The organism is Pseudomonas orientalis (assembly GCF_001439815.1).
GTDB lineage: Bacteria > Pseudomonadota > Gammaproteobacteria > Pseudomonadales > Pseudomonadaceae > Aquipseudomonas > Aquipseudomonas orientalis.
In genome coordinates this window covers 81,240-97,756 of the sequence record NZ_JYLM01000009.1, presented here as the reverse complement: position 1 = coordinate 97,756, position 16,517 = coordinate 81,240, and the positions used below count along the sequence as shown (strand labels likewise).

The 16,517-nt window shown below is 61.5% G+C and carries 15 protein-coding genes; 2 read left to right on the top strand and 13 right to left on the bottom strand.

Going from position 1 to position 16,517, the window contains the following annotated elements:
- Positions 1 to 505: 505 nt before the first annotated feature.
- The 12 genes from TU82_RS21000 to TU82_RS20950 all read right to left on the bottom strand — a co-directional run bounded on the left by TU82_RS21000 (position 506) and on the right by TU82_RS20950 (position 14,061).
- Positions 506 to 910, bottom strand: coding sequence for a TraR/DksA family transcriptional regulator (locus TU82_RS21000; RefSeq protein WP_003191666.1), 405 nt, complete (start codon positions 908 to 910; stop codon positions 506 to 508).
- 423 nt (positions 911 to 1,333) lie between these two features.
- Positions 1,334 to 2,356: an ABC transporter permease gene (locus TU82_RS20995; protein WP_057725136.1), complete on the bottom strand. Its 1,023-nt coding sequence runs from the start codon at positions 2,354 to 2,356 to the stop codon at positions 1,334 to 1,336.
- A 25-nt stretch (positions 2,357 to 2,381) separates the two neighbouring features.
- Complete coding sequence (locus TU82_RS20990) at positions 2,382 to 3,935, bottom strand: sugar ABC transporter ATP-binding protein (protein WP_057725135.1); 1,554 nt, start codon at positions 3,933 to 3,935, stop codon at positions 2,382 to 2,384.
- Positions 3,936 to 3,999: 64 nt separating this feature from the next.
- Entirely contained in the window at positions 4,000 to 4,929 is a 930-nt protein-coding gene (locus TU82_RS20985) for a sugar ABC transporter substrate-binding protein (RefSeq protein WP_057725134.1), read from the bottom strand.
- Positions 4,930 to 4,977: 48 nt separating this feature from the next.
- Positions 4,978 to 5,154 (bottom strand): hypothetical protein, encoded by a 177-nt coding sequence (locus tag TU82_RS28935; protein WP_163001556.1) that lies wholly within the window; start codon positions 5,152 to 5,154, stop codon positions 4,978 to 4,980.
- A 128-nt stretch (positions 5,155 to 5,282) separates the two neighbouring features.
- Entirely contained in the window at positions 5,283 to 6,311 is a 1,029-nt protein-coding gene (locus TU82_RS20980) for a Gfo/Idh/MocA family protein (RefSeq protein ID WP_057725133.1), read from the bottom strand.
- A gap of 153 nt (positions 6,312 to 6,464) precedes the next feature.
- Positions 6,465 to 7,475 carry a bifunctional inositol 2-dehydrogenase/D-chiro-inositol 1-dehydrogenase gene (gene iolG / locus TU82_RS20975; protein ID WP_057725132.1) on the bottom strand — a complete coding sequence of 337 codons (1,011 nt, stop codon included), beginning with the start codon at positions 7,473 to 7,475 and terminating at the stop codon, positions 6,465 to 6,467.
- Between the two features lie 19 nt (positions 7,476 to 7,494).
- Positions 7,495 to 9,426, bottom strand: coding sequence for a 3D-(3,5/4)-trihydroxycyclohexane-1,2-dione acylhydrolase (decyclizing) (gene iolD / locus TU82_RS20970; protein ID WP_057725131.1), 1,932 nt, complete (start codon positions 9,424 to 9,426; stop codon positions 7,495 to 7,497).
- A 10-nt stretch (positions 9,427 to 9,436) separates the two neighbouring features.
- Positions 9,437 to 10,252, bottom strand: coding sequence for a TIM barrel protein (locus tag TU82_RS20965; protein WP_057725130.1), 816 nt, complete (start codon positions 10,250 to 10,252; stop codon positions 9,437 to 9,439).
- Between the two features lie 27 nt (positions 10,253 to 10,279).
- Complete coding sequence (gene iolB / locus TU82_RS20960; RefSeq protein WP_057725129.1) at positions 10,280 to 11,068, bottom strand: 5-deoxy-glucuronate isomerase; 789 nt, start codon at positions 11,066 to 11,068, stop codon at positions 10,280 to 10,282.
- A gap of 2 nt (positions 11,069 to 11,070) precedes the next feature.
- Positions 11,071 to 11,958, bottom strand: coding sequence for a myo-inosose-2 dehydratase (iolE, locus tag TU82_RS20955; RefSeq protein ID WP_057725128.1), 888 nt, complete (start codon positions 11,956 to 11,958; stop codon positions 11,071 to 11,073).
- Positions 11,959 to 12,123: 165 nt separating this feature from the next.
- Positions 12,124 to 14,061 carry a bifunctional 5-dehydro-2-deoxygluconokinase/5-dehydro-2-deoxyphosphogluconate aldolase gene (locus TU82_RS20950; RefSeq protein ID WP_057725127.1) on the bottom strand — a complete coding sequence of 646 codons (1,938 nt, stop codon included), beginning with the start codon at positions 14,059 to 14,061 and terminating at the stop codon, positions 12,124 to 12,126.
- Between TU82_RS20950 and TU82_RS28725 the strand changes: the two genes are divergently transcribed.
- Both TU82_RS28725 and TU82_RS20945 read left to right on the top strand, forming a co-directional pair.
- Positions 14,060 to 14,263: a hypothetical protein gene (locus TU82_RS28725; protein WP_156421679.1), complete on the top strand. Its 204-nt coding sequence runs from the start codon at positions 14,060 to 14,062 to the stop codon at positions 14,261 to 14,263. The two genes, TU82_RS20950 and TU82_RS28725, sit on opposite strands and share 2 nt — an antisense overlap.
- Before the next feature lie 82 nt (positions 14,264 to 14,345).
- Complete coding sequence (locus TU82_RS20945) at positions 14,346 to 15,254, top strand: MurR/RpiR family transcriptional regulator (protein ID WP_057725126.1); 909 nt, start codon at positions 14,346 to 14,348, stop codon at positions 15,252 to 15,254.
- A 225-nt stretch (positions 15,255 to 15,479) separates the two neighbouring features.
- Here TU82_RS20945 and TU82_RS20940 read toward each other — a convergent pair whose 3' ends face one another.
- Positions 15,480 to 16,385 carry a hypothetical protein gene (locus tag TU82_RS20940; protein WP_057725125.1) on the bottom strand — a complete coding sequence of 302 codons (906 nt, stop codon included), beginning with the start codon at positions 16,383 to 16,385 and terminating at the stop codon, positions 15,480 to 15,482.
- Positions 16,386 to 16,517 lie beyond the last annotated feature (132 nt).

Sequence of the window (16,517 nt, the reverse complement as noted above, 5' to 3'; positions counted from 1 at the left end):
CTGCGATTGCAGGCGCGCCGCCAGTTGCCTGACCGAATAGGCCACGCCCGCGGCAGAGAGTGCATTATGGCTGGTGGTATGGGACAGGTCGCGGGTCAGCTCGCCAATCGCGTCGCCGGGCTCGGCGTGGGCCACCGAAGGCGTGGGACGTTTAAGGCGGGGTAGCCAGATCACCAGCAAGGCCAGCGGCAGGCACAGGTAAATCGGCAAGCGGGCAAACGCCAGGCCCAGCAGAAGCAGCACCAGGGCGGTACTCTGCGCGAGCGGTATCAGCCAGCCGGGCGGCACCCGCGCCACCGTGTGCGGTGGTACTGCTGCGCCCATCAGAGATCCGTCTCCAGCCATTGTCGTTACCCCGCTGCTTGTCGTTATTGTGTCTGCATTAAACGCCACTATCGGGCCATTATCCATGGGCCTTTAGTACAGGTGCTTGCAGTAGATCAATAACCAGGGTGTAACGGAAATCTCTCCGGGGAGCCGAGCATGCGGCCCCCCATGCACCGCGTCAGGCTTGACGCTGATGCTTGTCGATCTGCTCGTGGCGCTCTTGCGCTTCGATGCAGTATTTGGTGGTCGGGCTGATCAGCAGGCGCTTGAGGCCAATAGGCTCGCCGCTGTCATCACACCAGCCAAAGGAATCTTCCTTGATGCGTTCCAAGGCACGTTCCAGTTGCGGCAACATGCGCTGGTCGCGGTCGATGGCATTGACCAGCCAGGTGCGCTCTTCTTCCACGGAAGCGGCGTCCGCCGGGTCGGCCGGGGTGTCCAGGCTTTCAATGGCGATACGGTTCTGTTCAATGCGCTCGTGGTGTTCCACTTTCATGTCTTGCAGCAACTTCTCGAAAAAAGCGTGCTGTTCGGCATTCATGTAGTCATCCGCCGGCATGGCCAGCAACTTTTCCTTTGTCATTGATTTCTCTATAAAAATACGTGCATTAAGGCGAATAAGGGAGCGTTCCGGTCGACCTCTGCAGGTCTCGGAAAGGCGCCATCCATTCCAAGCGCCACCCGGCACTCAATTTACGAGGGGCGGCAGTCTAAGGCCGACTTGAAGGCGCAGCAACTGAAATGACAGGCATTTTTTCCCGATCAACCCCCAAAAGCACCAGGACGGGCTTGGCGAACGGTTATCGGAGTGCGTTTATAGCAAGAAATTCAAGTTGATGGAGCTATATAGAAGACAAACGGTTAATACGGATCGCACAGAATTAATAAATGTGGGAGGGGGCTTGCCCCCGATTGCAGTGTGTCAGTCAACAATTTTGTCACTGATCCACCGCTATCGGGGGCAAGCCCCCTCCCACATTTGATGGATGTTGTCCTTGAAATAGGCTCAGCGCTTGAGCTTGCGCTTGTTGCGGTACTGGTCGATCACCACCGCCACCACGATGATCAGGCCCTTGATGATGTCCTGGATATACGCATCCACCCCGACGAAGGTAAACCCGCTGGCCATGACGCCAAGGATCAGCGCGCCGATCACGGTGCCGGTGATGCGCCCTACCCCGCCCGCCAGGCTGGTGCCGCCGATCACTGCAGCCGCAATGGCGTCCAGCTCATAGGACATGCCCATGCCGGCCTGGCCGGTCGCCGCTCGGGCCGAAGCCACCACGCCGGCCAGGCCTGCGAGCAGACCGGCGATGCTGTAGACGATGATCAGGTGACGCTTGACGTTGATCCCCGAGGTGCGCGCCGCCTGCATGTTGCCGCCGATGGCGTAGGTGTATTTGCCGTACTTGGTGTAACGCAGGGCGATATGGAAAATCACCGCCACCACCAGGAAGATGATCACCGGCATCGCGCCGTGGCCGATGGCCGTGTACGAGTCCGAGAGCATGCTCACCGGCTGGCCTTCGGTGTAGTAACGCGCCAGGCCACGGGCCGAGACCATCATGCCCAGGGTCGCAATGAACGGCGGGATACCGGTGACCGCAATGATACTGCCGTTGATCGCCCCCGCCAGCAGTCCCACGCCCAGGCCCATCGCCACCGGGATCCACACCGGCAAGTCGGTCAGGGACGGAAACACCGCCCGGGAAAAATCGGAAGTCTGCGCCAAACTCGCAGCGATCATCGCAGACAACGCCAGCACCGAGCCGGACGACAGGTCGATCCCGGTCGTGATGATCACCTGGGTCACGCCGATGGCCAGCAGGCCGATGATCGACACCTGCAGAATCATCAGCACCAGGCGCTGGGAGTTCATCAGAAAGCTCTGGTCGCGCACGATCCAGCCGAACAGTTCAAACACCAGGCCGATGCCGATCAGCACCAGGAAGATGCTCAATTCGGTAGGCATGCGTCGACGGTGCTTGACTGGTGCCGTGGCCGGCTTGTTATCTGTTATTGCATTCATAACCCATCACCTTCTTATTCTGGAGTCAGTGGACTGCGGTCATACCGGAGGCCAATTGCATGACTTTTTCCTGGGTCGCATCCGCACGATCCAGGGTGCCCATCAGTTCGCCTTCGTGCATCACCATCACCCGGTCGCTCATGCCGAGCACTTCGGGCAGTTCCGAGGAAATCATGATCACCGCCATGCCTTCGCTGGCGAGGAAGGCGATCAATCGATAGATCTCGGCCTTGGCGCCCACGTCGATGCCGCGGGTCGGCTCATCGAGGATCAACAGGCGCGGGTTGGTCATCAGCCAGCGCGCCAACAGCGCTTTCTGCTGGTTACCGCCGGACAGGGTATCGATGCACTGTTCCAGCGATGGGGTTTTCACCCGCAGCTTCTTGCACATGTCCTCGCACAAGGCGCGCAGAGCTTTCTGCTGGATGAAACCGTTGCCCGAGTAGTGCGGCAGCACCGCCATTTCCATGTTTTCCAGCACCGACAGGCACGGGAACAGGCCACTGAGCTTGCGGTCCTCGGTCAACAGTGCAAAGCCCTTCTCGATGGCCATGTGCGGATCGCTGATGCGCACCGGTTTGCCGTCGAGGGTGATCTGCCCGCTGCTGCTGGGAGTGATGCCGAAAATGGTTTCCGCCACGTTGGTGCGACCCGAGCCCATCAGCCCGGCAATGCCGAGGATTTCACCGGCGTGCAGGTCGAATGAAACGTCCTTGAACACGCCGTCCAGGCTTAAATTGCGCACCGACAGCAACAAGTCGCCAATCGGCGTCTCGCGCACCGGGAACAACTGGCTCAGCTCGCGGCCGACCATCATCGAGATCAGGCTGTCGCTGTTCATGCTGTCGGCGCGTTGCAGGCCGATGTATTGGCCGTCGCGAAACACCGCCACTTCATCGGCGATGGCGAACACTTCGTTCATCTTGTGCGTGATGTAGACGATGCCTTTGCCCTGGGACTTGAGGTCGGCAATGATCGAAAACAGGTGCGCGACTTCCTTTTCGGTAATCGCCGAGGTCGGTTCATCCATGATCAGGATATCTGAGTCGTAGGACACGGCCTTGGCAATCTCGACCATCTGCCGTTCGGCGATGCTCAGGTTGCCGACCTGTTCTTCCGGGTCGAGGTTGATGCGCAGGCGCGCCAGCAGGTCGGCGGTGCAGCGGTGCATTTCGCGGTGGTTGACCATGTGCAGGCTGTTGAGCTGCTCGCGGCCGATCCAGATATTTTCGGCGATGCTCATGTGCGGCATCAGGTTAAGTTCCTGGTGGATCATCGCAATCCCGGCCTTCTGCGCCGCCAGCGGCGTCTCGAAGGTGATCGGCTTGCCCCGCAGGCGGATTTCGCCGGCATCGGGCTGATAGATGCCGGCGATGATTTTCATCAGCGTCGACTTGCCCGCACCGTTCTCGCCCATCAGCGCCAGCACCGTGCCGGGGCGCACCCGCAACTGCACATTGTCCAGGGCCACGACGCCGGGAAAGCCTTTGCTGATGTTGAGAATTTCCAGCAGGTAGGGTTCGTCCTGCGCCAGCGGCGGGATACCCGGCGGCGGCGCGACAGTGGCGTGAGCGAGCATAGGAGGTACTCCATCGGCAGGGCGGCCGTGACCGCCCTGCCAGCTTAGGGTTGTGAGTTCAGGGCTACTTGAAGTCTTTGACGTTGTCCGGGGTGATGAGCTTGAACGGGATCACCACGTTCTGCTCCACCGGCTCGTGCCTGGCCATCTTGCGCGCCGCTTCCACCGAGCCCACGGCCTGGCCCTTGGCGTCCTGGAAGGCCGAGGCGGCCATGTCGCCCTTGGTGATCGCGTTGAGGCCGTCCGGCGTGCCGTCGACCCCGGCGATCAATACGTCTTTCTTGCCTGCCGATTTCAGGGCCATGGCCGCACCGATGGCCATCTCATCGTTGTTAGCCAGCACCGCATTGAAGTCGCGGCCCTGGGTCAGCCAGTCGTTGACCAGGGTCATGCCCCTGTCGCGCAGCCAGATGCCGGTCTGTTCCTGCTCGATCTTGATGTCCGGGTACTTGGCCAGCACTTCCTTCACGCCCTTGGTGCGGTTGGTGGTGGAGTTGTTCGCCAGGTCGCCCAGCAGGATCACGATCTTGCCCTTGCCGCCGAGTTTTTCGGCGATGTACTGCATTTGCAGCTTGCCGGCCTCAACGTCATCGGAGGTCACGGCGACCACGTCCTTGGGCAAGTCTTTCTGGTCGGGACGGCGGTTGACGAACACCAAGGGGATTTTCGCGGCGGTGGCGGCTTTGATGATGTTCGCCGTGGAGGCGGTGTCCACCGGGTTGACGATGATGGCGTCGACTTTCTGGCTGATAAAGTTCTCGACCTGGCTCAGTTGCTTGACCACATCGGCGCGGGCGTCTTCGAACTGCAGCTGCACGCCGTCGCCCTTGGGATAGGACTTGGCCTGCTTGTCCATGTCTTCGCGCAGGTAGGTCAGGAAGGTGTCATCGAAGGCGGACATGCTCACCCCCACCTTGAGGTCAGCAGCTGCGGCAATGCCGCTGGCGAGTAGCATCGACAGGGCCAGCGCGGTAAAACGGATCGGGGTCTTCATGAACGGTCTGTCTCCACTTTCTTGTTGGTTTTATGGACGTTGCGTTTATCAGCGTTCGGCAGGCACGCGCACCACCGGAGCGCCGGGAATGCAGCAGACCAGTGCGCCCTGGTTTTCGACGCACAGCACATTGAGGAAGGAGAAGTAGAACGGCCGGGCGCGAGGCAGTGCGCGTGGCGTGTGGGCAGGGCGTAAAACTCGCAGTACAGCGTTGAAGATTTTCATCTGACGGTACCTGGTTGTTTTTGATCTTGTTTTTGTTGAGTCGCCGGGGTCGAGCCCCAGACGTACTTTATGCAACCTGGAAACGACTTTATTGGAAAATAATTTCCATATCAACCTGTTTTAGAATTTTATTCTATTTTTGTCGAAACCACTTGCTGGCGCTCGGCGCTCAGGCGTGCGGCGTCCAATATACGGGTAGTTTCCAGCGCGTCACAGGCATCAACCGGCAGCGGCCCCTGGCCTTGCACGGCACATTGCAACTGCCGATAGAACTGAGGCCAGCAGCCCTTTTCCGACGGCACCCGTTCCCGCTCCGGCCCCTGTTCAAACCAGCCCCAGCGTCGGTGTTCTTCGGCGCCCCAGTGCTCGCCTTCGGTTTTCGGTGACTTGCCGGCCATCAGCGCATCTTCCTGGCCGTCCAGCCCTTCGACGGTGTAACAACCCAGCGTGCCACTGACGCGAAAGCGTGGGGCCTGGCTGTTTTGCAAAGCACTGCCCCACAGGTGCGAAATCACGCCGTTGGCATGGGTCAGCGCCACGAAAAAGCCGTGGTCAAGGGTGGGATGCTCGGGCGTGAAGTGCAGTTGCGCAAATACCCGGTCCACCGGTCCGAACAGTTGCAGGGCCTGGTCCACCAGATGGCTGCCGAGGTCGCGCAACCAGCCGCCGCCGCTGGCATTGCCCACCGCCTGGGGGCTGTAGCGTTCGACGCGGGATTCAAAGCGGGTAATGGAACCCAGGGCACCGGCCTCGATGAGTTTGCGCAGGGTCAGGTAATCCGAATCCCAGCGGCGGTTCTGGTAGACGCTGAGCAATGTGCCCTGGCGTTCAGCGGCGGTGATCAAGGCCTGGGCCTGCTCGGCGTTGGCGGCGAAGGGCTTGTCGCTGACCACCGCCACGCCGTGTTCGATGGCTTCCAGCACCAGGGCCGGACGGCCTTTGAGGGTGGTGGAGATGACGAGGGCGTCGACGCCGGCTTCGACGATCTGGCCGATGGTGTCGAAGGCCGGAAGGCCAGGGTGGTCGTTTGCCAGTTGCTGGCGGCGCTCGGGGGAGCGTGTGACGACGCCGACAAAGGTCGCGCCTGGCAACGTCGCAATCAGCGGCGCATGAAAGAAGCGCCCTCCGTGGCCGTAGCCGACTAGTCCGATTCGCATGATTTATTCCTTCTTTGAAGTGCAAACCCAATCAAATGTGGGAGGGGGCTTGCCCCCGATGGCGGTGGTTCAGATACAGACTTACTGACTGACACACTGCCATAGGGGGCAAGCCCCCTCCCACACTGACTGCATTTCAATTCAGATTTGGGGTCAGCCGTAGAAGTGCGGGCGATCCGGCAGGCTCACCGGCACAATCTGCCCACTGCCCTGCGCTTCAATACACGCATCCGCCGCCACGGCCGCCGCATACCCGTCCCAGGCCGACGGCCCGCCCACTTGTCCGGCGCGCACGCTGTCGATGAACGCTTGCAGTTCCACGTCATAGGCGCCGATAAACCGGTCCTTCCAGTCCATCAGAATCGCGTTGGACAACTTCGCCCCGCTGCGCAGTTGCACCTGCGAAGGCTCCGGCAACTTGGCGATACCGCTCTCCCCCACCACTTCGCACTGAATGTCGTAGCCGTATTGGCAGTTGACGAATACTTCCACGTCGATACGCGTGCCCTTGACGGTCTCCAGCAATACGATCTGCGGGTCGCGCAGGTGGGCCAGGGCTTTGCTGGTCTTGCGCGGGAACACCACCTGCACCGAGACGTAGTCGTCGTTGAGCAGCCAACGCAGTACGTCCAGTTCGTGGATCAGGGTGTCGGTAATCGCCATGTCGGTCTTGTAGTTCTCGCCCACCGTCGGGTTGCGGTGGGCGCAGTGCAGCATCAGCGGCTCACCGATCTGGCCGCTTTTGATCACCGCTTTCAGGGCGCGATAACCTTCGTCATAGGGGCGCATGAAACCGACTTGCACCAGGCGCTTGCCGTGCGCCACTTCGGCTTCGACGATGCGGCGGCAGCCTTCGGCGGTCACGGCCAGGGGTTTCTCGCAGAACACCGGTTTACCGGCCGCGATGGCGGCGAGCACGAACTCTTCATGGCTCGGCCCCCACGAGGTCACCAGCACCGCCTGCACCTGCGGCGAGTTGATCAACGCGTGGCCATCCGGGTACACCTCGGCGTCCAGCTTCAAATCAGCCACCACCTTGGCGGCCTGTTCAAGGTTGATATCGGTGACCGCCACCACCTGGCTGTTGAGCAGGGTCTGGCTGCAACGACGAATATGGTCACGGCCGATGGCACCGGTACCGATCACTCCAAGCTTCAACGACATACACACACTCCTCTTGTTATTAGTACTGCCGGGCTTTGGCCAGCTGTTCATTGAGTTTTTTTGCAGCGGCATTCGTGCGTTCGCTGGTGGACACCTGCGCCACCCCCACCCGCCACCACGACAGGTAGCCGTGGACCATGGTCTTGGGCAGTACCTTGATATCGATCAGGGTCGACACGGTTTGGGTACGTGCATCGGCCAGGGCCGCTTCAAGCTGTTCCACGTTGCTGACCTTGTAGGTCTTGCAGCCATATGCCGCCGCGCTCATGGCGAAATCCACCGGCACCAGGCCGCCGTCGAGCTTGCCGCTCTCGGGGTTGCGGTAGCGGAACTCGGTGCCGAAGCTGTCCATGCCGTTGCCGATCTGCAGGTTGTTGATGCAACCGAAGGCCATGTTGTCGAGCAGCACCACATTGATCTTGCGGTGCTCCTGGATCGAGGTGGCCAGTTCCGAATGCAGCATCATGTAGGAGCCATCGCCGACCAGCGCGTACACCTCTTTGCCCGGTTCGGCCAGCTTGACGCCGAGGGCAGCGTTGATCTCGTAGCCCATGCACGAATAACCGTATTCGACGTGGTAGGTGTTCACGCCCTTGCTGCGCCAGGCGCGCTGCAGATCGCCGGGCAGGCTGCCGGCGGCGGCGACAATGATGGCGTCGTCGGCCAGGGTCTGGTTGAGCACGCCGAGCACGCGACTCTGGGTCAGGCAGGAGCCGGTCAGTTCGATAAATTCGCGCAGTACCGCGCGGTCCAGATGGTCATCGACTTCGGGGACGAAATCATCGCCCAGGTATTCAACCTGATGCACCCGGTCCACTTCGGCGTCCAGTTGCGCCTTGGCGTCGCGCACCTGTTCGCCCCAGCCGGCGCGGTAATCCCCCAGCGCATCGGCCAGCGTTTGCAGGGCGACCCTGGCATCGCCCAGCACTTGCACGCCGTCGAGCTTCAACGCATCGCACGGGCTGATATTGAGGTTGAGAAACGTCACCTCGGCGTGCTTGAACAGCGATTTGGACGAGGTGGTGAAGTCGGTATAACGGGTGCCGATGCCGATGATCAGGTCCGCCTCGGGCGCCAGCAGGTTGGCCGCCAGGCAGCCGGTCTCGCCAATGCCGCCGACGTTCAGCGGGTGACTGGACACCACCGCGCTCTTGCCCGCCTGGGTTTCGGCGAAGGGGATATCGAAGCGCTCGGCAAAGGCTTGCAGCGCGGCATTTGCGCCGGAGTACTTCACTCCGCCGCCGCAGATGATCAGCGGTTTGCGCTTGCCCTTGAAGGCAGCCAATGCGTCGTCAAGCATTGCCGCCGTCGGCGGGCGACGTTCGATGCGGTGCACGCGCTTTTGCAGGAAGTAATCCGGATAGTCCCAGGCTTCGGCCTGCACATCCTGGGGCAGCGCCAGGGTGACCGCGCCGGTTTCCGCAGGATCAGTAAGCACACGCATGGCGTGGATCGCCGCGCTCATCAATTGCTCCGGGCGGTTGATACGGTCCCAGTATTTGCTGACCGAGCGAAAGGCGTCGTTGGTACTGATGCTCAGGTCATGAAACTGCTCGATCTGCTGCAACACCGGGTCCGGCTGGCGGCTGGCGTAGACATCGCCGGGCAGCAGCAGCAACGGAATGCGGTTGGCGGTGGCGGTGGCCGCGGCGGTGAGCATATTCGCCGCGCCGGGTCCCACCGAGGCGGTGCACGCGTAGATCTTGCGGCGCAGGTGCTGCTTGGCAAACCCGATGGCGGCGTGGGCCATGCCCTGCTCGTTGCGACCCTGGTGCACCACCAGGTCGCCGCTGTCCTGCTCCAGCGCCTGGCCCAGGCCCAGCACGTTACCGTGACCGAAAATGGTGAACACGCCGGCGACGAACTTGCTCTGCACGCCATCGACTTCGATGTATTGGTTATCCAGGAACTTCACCAGGGCCTGGGCCATGGTCAGTCGGGTGGTGGTCATGTCGCGCCCCTTAACTTTTTTTCAGGTGGGCAATGCTGGCGCCCAAGGCCTGCTGGATATCCGCCAGTTCATGCACGCTGGTCGCAAACGGCTCGAACGACAGGTAGCCGCTGTAGCCGGTGCTGAGCAAGGTGTCGATCTGCGCCGCATTGCCGAGGATATCGCCCTCGCCCACCAGCACGCGGTGGCCGTCACGGATCGCGTTGAGCGGCGCGTCGGCATCTTCCACGCCGGAGATGTGCACCAGGCCAGTGAGTTCCGGGAAGAACTCATGTTCGTTGGCCAAGTGATGATGGAAGGTGTCGTGCACCACACGGAACACATCCAGGCCGCCGATGGCCTTGATCGCGTCCACCGCCACGCGCTTGCGGCGCAGGGCCGATTCTTCGAAGCCCAGGGGCTCGACGAAACCGAGGATCCCGTACTCGCGCAGGATCGGCGCCATTTCGCTCAGGGCCGTGCGCAAACCGGCGGCGCGCTGGGCATCGGTGCGCGTGTCGCCCGGCTCGTTGAACGGGCACATCACCAGGCCCTGGGCGCCACATTCACGGGCATAGGTGGCAAGCTCGATTGCCTGGGCACGGCGCTCATCGTTCCACACGTCAAAGGGATACAGCGCGTTGATCGACAACACCGTGATGCCCTGTACCGCGCACAGCTCGCGCACACGGCTGGCGGGCGTGCCGTATTCGATCTGGCGGTCCTTGAGATCATTGCGGATCTCGATGGCATCGCACTTGAGCGACGCGGCCAGCTGGATGAAGTCCGGCAGGGACAGGTTGGGTGCGACCATACGGTTAAGGGCAAAGCGTAGCGGCGACTTCATTGTTGTTGTTCTCCGTGCAAAACCGTTTCAGAGGTCCAGCAGCCAACTGTGCTGCGGGTCGTTGTGGAAATGCCAGGCACGCTTGGGGCCGGCCATGACGTTCAGGTAATACGACTCGTAGCCGTACGGCACGCTGACCGGGTGATAGCCCTTGGGCACCACCACCAGATCGCTGTTTTCCACGGCCATGGCCTGGTCGATACTGCGATCGTCGGTGTACACGCGCTGGAATACGAAGCCCTGGGGTGGATTGACCTGGTGGTAATAGGTCTCTTCCAGAAAGCTCTGGTGCGGCAGGTCATCGGTGTCGTGCTTGTGCGGCGGGTAGCTCGACGAATGCCCGGATGGCGTGCGCACTTCTACCACCAGCAGCGAATGCGCCGGCTCGCTGTCGGGCAGGATGTCGCACACGTAGCGGGTGTTGGCGCCTTTACCGCGCACGCTGCGCTTGCACTGTTGCGGGCGGATCAGGCGCGGTGTGTAACCGCCCGCGCCGGGCGCGGCGCAGACCGCGATCTGTACATCACTCAAGGCGGTGACCCGGGCGTCGGTGCCGGGCGGCAAGTAGGCGGCAAACGGGGATTTGTCCTCGAACACCGATTGACGATCCCCCAGGTTCTGCCAGTCGAAGCCCTCGCCCTGGATATTCACCCGGCCGCTGAGCAGCACCAGGCACAGCTCCTTGTCGCCGGCGCTGACCGGCAGCGTCTCGCCCAGGCTCAGGCGATAAGCGCTGAAACCGACATACTCCAGGCGCCCTGTTTCCAGGGCGACCATGGTTTGTCCGCGTGTGTTGCTCTTGACCAGCAAGCTCATGGTTAAGTCCTCTCGTCGAGCAATGCTCGCAACGTGTCGTAGCCTTTTTTCGCGTAGATATAGCTGGGCGCCACGGCCGGGTCCTGCTCGGCCTCGACCACCAGCCAGCCGCTGTAACCGGCGGCCAACAGCTCATCGAGCAATGGCGCAAAATCGATATCGCCGTCGCCGGGCACGGTGAAGGTGCCATTGACGATGCAGTCGGGAAAGCTCCACATCTGGTTGCGCGCCAGCTGCACCACGGGTTTGCGCACGTCCTTGAAATGCACGTGGCAAATGCGCGCGATGTGTTTGCGCAGCACCTCGAGGGGTTCGCCGCCGCCCATGTAGCAGTGGCCCGAGTCGAACAACAGACCGACTTCCGGGCCGGTGCGGCGCATCAGCTGATCGATATCTTCGGGGGATTCGACATAGGCGCCCATATGGTGGTGGTAGGCCAGGCGCACGCCCTGGGACAGGGTGAAACACGCCAGTTCCGTGAGCTTGTCGGCGTACGCCTGCCACGCCTGCTCGGTGTGAAAGCGTGGGCGTTCGATCAGACGGATGCGCGAGCCCTGGATCGAATCGGCGACTTCGCCGTACACCAGCACCGTCGCGCCATTGTGCTTGAGCAGCTCGACGTGGCCGGCGATGGCCTCGATTTCTTCGGCCACCGAACGCCGCGCCAGGCGGCTTGAATACCAGCCGGAGACCAGCGCCAGGTCATAGGGGCGCAGCACGTCGCCGACCCCTTTGGCGTCCTTGGGGAATTTGCCGTTGAGTTCAAACCCTTCGTAGCCGATCTCCTTGCCTTCGCTCAAAGCGGTGCTCAGCGGCGTTTCACCGCCCAGGGCCGGCAGGTCGTCGTTGCTCCAGGAGATCGGGTTGATGCCAATTCGGATTGCGGGCATGGCTGCACCTTTTATTGTTTTCAACTAACACTGAAAATCTGCTTTATGTGGGAGGGGGCTTGCTCCCGATAGCGGCGTGTCAGACAACACTTCTCTAACTGAACTACCGCTATCGGGGGCAAGCCCCCTCCCACATTTGATTGCATTGCACATTTGGAACTGTGATCAGGTTCGCGCGCTGCGCCAGGCGGTAATAAGTTGTTCGAAGGTGGCCTGGACACGCTGGATCAGGGTTTCATCATCGATTTCCCCCGCCATCCACGCCTTGCTCGGTTCCTGGAAGATCGTGCGGCCCACGGCAAACCCACGGCAGGTAGTGCTCTGGCTGGCCTGCTTGAAGCCGTCGGCGAGAAACTCCGCCGAGGCATTCAGCCCCAGCAGCACCACACCTCGGCAGTACGGGTCGCGTTCGTGGATGAGTTCGTCGAGCTTTTTCCAGTCCTCGGCCGATTGCGCCTCGATCTTCCACCACGCCGGGTAGATGCCGAGGTTGTAGAGTCGTTTGAGGCTGCGATAGAGCGCGTCCGGGTAAGTGGACGGGTGATCCTTGGGCGGGATGACTTCCAGCAGCAGTTCGTGGCCGCTGACAATGGACGCTTCGTACACCGCCTTGAGCTGCGCCTCCTGTTCCAGGCGCAGCAGCGGTTCGTCATCAGGGTGAAATTGCACCAGGCACTTGATGATCTGTTCCGCAGGCCAGGCGATCAGGTTGCTGCCGATGGAGCGACCGTGTTCGAACGCCAGGGGCCGCGAGTTCTGCACTTCGACCGGGCGTGCGATCCACCAGCCGCGACCGCTGGCGGCGTTGAGCGCATCCTGGCCGAAACGCTGGTCGGCCAACAGGCCCACATCGGCCTCGATGCCCTGCTCGCCCAGCTTGCGCTCCACGCGTTCGATGGCCTGGATAAACAATTGCTTGATCGCACTGATGCGCGCCACCTCCTGGCCGCCGCGCTGAGCCAGGTCGACCAGTTGCCAGCGGTGGTCGAAGGCGAACACGAACAGCTGCTTCCAGGTTTTGCGCGGCACGCTGACGCGGTGCAGGCGTTGCAGGGTCGCGTCCTGGTCAGGCCGGGTGATCGGCACCGGGCTATTGAACAGGTATTCCAGCTCGGCAGGCGTCGGCATGGCCGGCGCGCAGGCATGACGCGACACCACCAGGCCGCCACAGGCATTGGCCAACTGGCTGCAACGCTCATCCGTGGCGTCGTTGAGCCAACCGCTGAGGAAGCCCGACATGAAGGCATCGCCGGCACCCAGCACATTGAGCACTTCCACGCGCACGCCGGGGTAGATCGCACCGTCTTCCAGGCGTTCGGGAATGGCGCCGTGAATCACCGTGCAGCCTTGCGGGCCGAGCTTGACCACCAGGGTGGCGGGCGTCAGTTCGCGCACGGTGCGCAAGGCGCCGAGCAGGTCTTCACTGCCGCCGGCAATCAGGAATTCTTCTTCGGTACCGACAATCAGATCGAAACGCGGCAGGATTTTCTGCACATGCTGGCTGACATTCTGGTCGGCAACAAAGCGGGTCTCGCCATCGGCCTTGCCGGCCAGGCCCCACAGCACCGGACGGTAGTCGATGTCGAGTACGCGCTTGACGTTGTGTTTGGCCGCGTAGTCCAGCGCCTGGATGCTGGCCTTGTACACCCCGTCAGTGGAGAAATGCGTGCCGGTGATCAGCAGCGCCTTGCTGGAAGCAATGAAGGCTTCGTTGACGTCTTCGGCACGCAGGGCCATGTCGGCGCAGTTTTCGCGGTAGAACACCAGGGGGAAGGTCTCACGGTCCTTGAGACCGAGCAGCACCAGGGCGGTCAGGCGTTCCGGGTCGATTTTGATAGCGCTGACGTCGCAGCCTTCACGGGCCAGGGATTCGACCAGGAAGCGGCCCATGTGGTCGTCGCCCACCCGGCTGAGCATCGCTGACTTGAGCCCCAGCCGCGCCGTGCCGAAGGCGATATTGGCGGAGGAACCGCCAAGGTATTTGGCGAAGCTGGTCACGTCCTCAAGCCGCGCGCCCACTTGCTGCGCATAGAGATCGACGCCCAGGCGTCCGAGGCAAATCAGATCCAATTGACGCCCACTGGCAAAACGAGTCTGGCCCATGCTGGCTCCTGTTATTTTTATCAGCCTGCGTTGTGCCGCCGTGGCGACGGCAAACGCTCTTGGTGGGAGCAGACTAGAACGTCCGGCGGCGGCAATCAATATTTATTCCATAATTATTTTTAGTGGAATATTTTTTCCAATAAGCCGGCATAATGCTGTGGCAGCCGTCGTGCATCGTTTCAGCAGCCCGCGCAGGCCGTGATGCCGAGGTATTTTTTTGCGCCTACCCTGTAGACTTGCGCCACCCATCAGCGCACCAGACGAACACGCCAGAAGGATTGCCCATGTCCCGCACCGATCCCGAGACCACCCTGGAAGATCCGATCGCCAGCCCTCCGATCAATGCCGAACGCCTGTTGCAGCTGATCACCGACGAATACGAAAGCCTGCCCCGTCAACTCAAGCGCATCGCCAGCTACATGAGCCAGCAGAGCGACCGGATCATGGTCGACCGCATCAGCGATATCGCCCGTGAATGTGAAGTGCACCCCTCGGCCATCGTGCGGTTTTCCCAACGTTTCGGCTTCAGCGGGTTCAGTGAGATGCAGGCATTGTTTCGCGAGGCGTATACCCACAAGACCACGCCGGTGCAGAACTACCAGCAGCGCATCCGCAGCATGATCGCCAACAAGTCGCAGAAGGCCAGCGGCGGCGACCTGGCGCGTGAGTGCGTCAATGCCACGTTATCCGGCATCGAACGGCTGGGGCTGGAACTGGACGACGCGGCCTTCGACAAGGCCGTGGACCTGGTGGTCAATGCCGACAATATCTACGTGGTCGGCGTACGCCGCTCATTCGCGGTAGCCGACTACCTGGTGTACAACCTGCAGCACACCAACAAACGTATTCACCTGATTTCGGGGCTGGGTGGCAGCTACCGCGAACAGATGCGCAGCGTGCGCGCCAATGACCTGGTGATTGCGATCAGCTTCACGCCGTACGGCAAGGAAACCCAGCATTGCCTGCGCATTGCCCAGCATCACCAGGCCAAGACGTTGATTATCACCGACAGCAACCTGTCGCCCCTGGCCAAGCGGGCAAACGCCGTGCTGTTGGTCAATGAGGGTTCGTCTTTCGCCTTTCGCTCACTGAGCGCCACGCTGTGCCTGTGCCAGGCGTTGTTCATTGCGGTGGCGTATCGGTTGGAGCTGAAGGTCGATGAGATTCACGAGCAGGTAGGGTTCGACGACTAAGGCTGGCTCACCGCCAACCAAATGTGGGAGGGGGCTTGCCCCCGATAGCAGGGTGTCAGTCGCCGAACCAGCTGACTGACACTCCACTATCGGGAGCAAGCCCCCTCCCACATTGGACCAGAGCCAGGCTCAGGTTTAGTGCATGAAAATGGCAATCAGGATAATCAGCGGAATCGGCACGCCGAGGAACCACAGCAGTAATGAGCGCATCATGTTCTCCTTGAATTAACGAACGTAGTTTTCGGTTTCGACGTACACCACGGCATCCCGGCGGCGACCGCCGAAGGTTGCGGCGAAGCTGGCGAAGAACGCACCGATCAGCAGCGCGACGAAGGTCCACAGCGAGGTGTAGGCAGCGACTTTCGCGGCCGTGTCGGCGGCTTGCTTGGCTTTGACCTTGGCGTCTTCGACGGCTTTACGGGCATCGCCGTAGACTTTGTCGATGCGCGCCTCGGCGTCGGCCTGGCTGAGGTTGGTGCGCTGGCTGATCAACTGGGCCAGGTAGGTACGGTCTTCCGGAGCCAGTTGGCCGTCATTGCCCAGGGTACGGGCAAAGATGCGGCCGACCACGGCATGGGCGGCGTCATCGCTGACCGCTGCAGGGCGGTCGTCGCGGAACAGGCTGTCGACGTAGTAACCGAAGTCGCCGCTGTGGGCGCCCTTGGCTACGCTGCCGGCGGCTTGGGACATGCCGCTGGCGGCGCCCGACGCAACGCTGGCACCGGCTTTCACGCCGCCGCTGACTACGCTGCTGACCGAACCGACCACCAGCATCGCCGTGATCAGTGTCGCGACCGCCCAGGCCAGGAAGCCGTGTGCGGTGTCACGGAAGTACACCTCATCGCCATGCAGATTGGCCCACTTCACGCGCAACCGGCCGGCAATGTAGCCGCCCAGGCCCGACGCGACGATTTGGGTGAATGCCAGCCACACAATCGTGGAAATGCCAAGCCCCTTGGCGCTCATGCCGCTGTCGGCCCACGGCGATACCGCCGAAAAACCCAGGCCGAAGCCCAGCAGCACCAGGATCAAGGACAGTGCAGCCGCCGCGGCAGCCCCGGCAAAAATCGCCCCCCAGGAAACCCCGGAGAGCGCGCTTGACTCTTGCAGCGTGGATGAGGATGTGATCATTGTTGTTTTGCTCCAGGCATGAAAAATAGTGTTACAAGTCTCAAAAGGGACAGTGCAGGCAGCGTGCCAGCTCAAGTAGAAAATAAACTGCTTATATTTCAACAGCTTAACTAAATTGAACTTCTTTAAATC

Coding starts and splice junctions, on each gene's coding strand:
- TU82_RS21000 (WP_003191666.1), bottom strand. CDS start 910: ATGACAAAGGAAAAGTTGCTGGCCATGCCGGCGGATGACTACATGAAT.
- TU82_RS20995 (WP_057725136.1), bottom strand. CDS start 2,356: ATGAATGCAATAACAGATAACAAGCCGGCCACGGCACCAGTCAAGCAC.
- TU82_RS20990 (WP_057725135.1), bottom strand. CDS start 3,935: ATGCTCGCTCACGCCACTGTCGCGCCGCCGCCGGGTATCCCGCCGCTG.
- TU82_RS20985 (WP_057725134.1), bottom strand. CDS start 4,929: ATGAAGACCCCGATCCGTTTTACCGCGCTGGCCCTGTCGATGCTACTC.
- TU82_RS28935 (WP_163001556.1), bottom strand. CDS start 5,154: ATGAAAATCTTCAACGCTGTACTGCGAGTTTTACGCCCTGCCCACACG.
- TU82_RS20980 (WP_057725133.1), bottom strand. CDS start 6,311: ATGCGAATCGGACTAGTCGGCTACGGCCACGGAGGGCGCTTCTTTCAT.
- iolG (WP_057725132.1), bottom strand. CDS start 7,475: ATGTCGTTGAAGCTTGGAGTGATCGGTACCGGTGCCATCGGCCGTGAC.
- iolD (WP_057725131.1), bottom strand. CDS start 9,426: ATGACCACCACCCGACTGACCATGGCCCAGGCCCTGGTGAAGTTCCTG.
- TU82_RS20965 (WP_057725130.1), bottom strand. CDS start 10,252: ATGAAGTCGCCGCTACGCTTTGCCCTTAACCGTATGGTCGCACCCAAC.
- iolB (WP_057725129.1), bottom strand. CDS start 11,068: ATGAGCTTGCTGGTCAAGAGCAACACACGCGGACAAACCATGGTCGCC.
- iolE (WP_057725128.1), bottom strand. CDS start 11,958: ATGCCCGCAATCCGAATTGGCATCAACCCGATCTCCTGGAGCAACGAC.
- TU82_RS28725 (WP_156421679.1), top strand. CDS start 14,060: ATGCTGGCTCCTGTTATTTTTATCAGCCTGCGTTGTGCCGCCGTGGCG.
- TU82_RS20950 (WP_057725127.1), bottom strand. CDS start 14,061: ATGGGCCAGACTCGTTTTGCCAGTGGGCGTCAATTGGATCTGATTTGC.
- TU82_RS20945 (WP_057725126.1), top strand. CDS start 14,346: ATGTCCCGCACCGATCCCGAGACCACCCTGGAAGATCCGATCGCCAGC.
- TU82_RS20940 (WP_057725125.1), bottom strand. CDS start 16,385: ATGATCACATCCTCATCCACGCTGCAAGAGTCAAGCGCGCTCTCCGGG.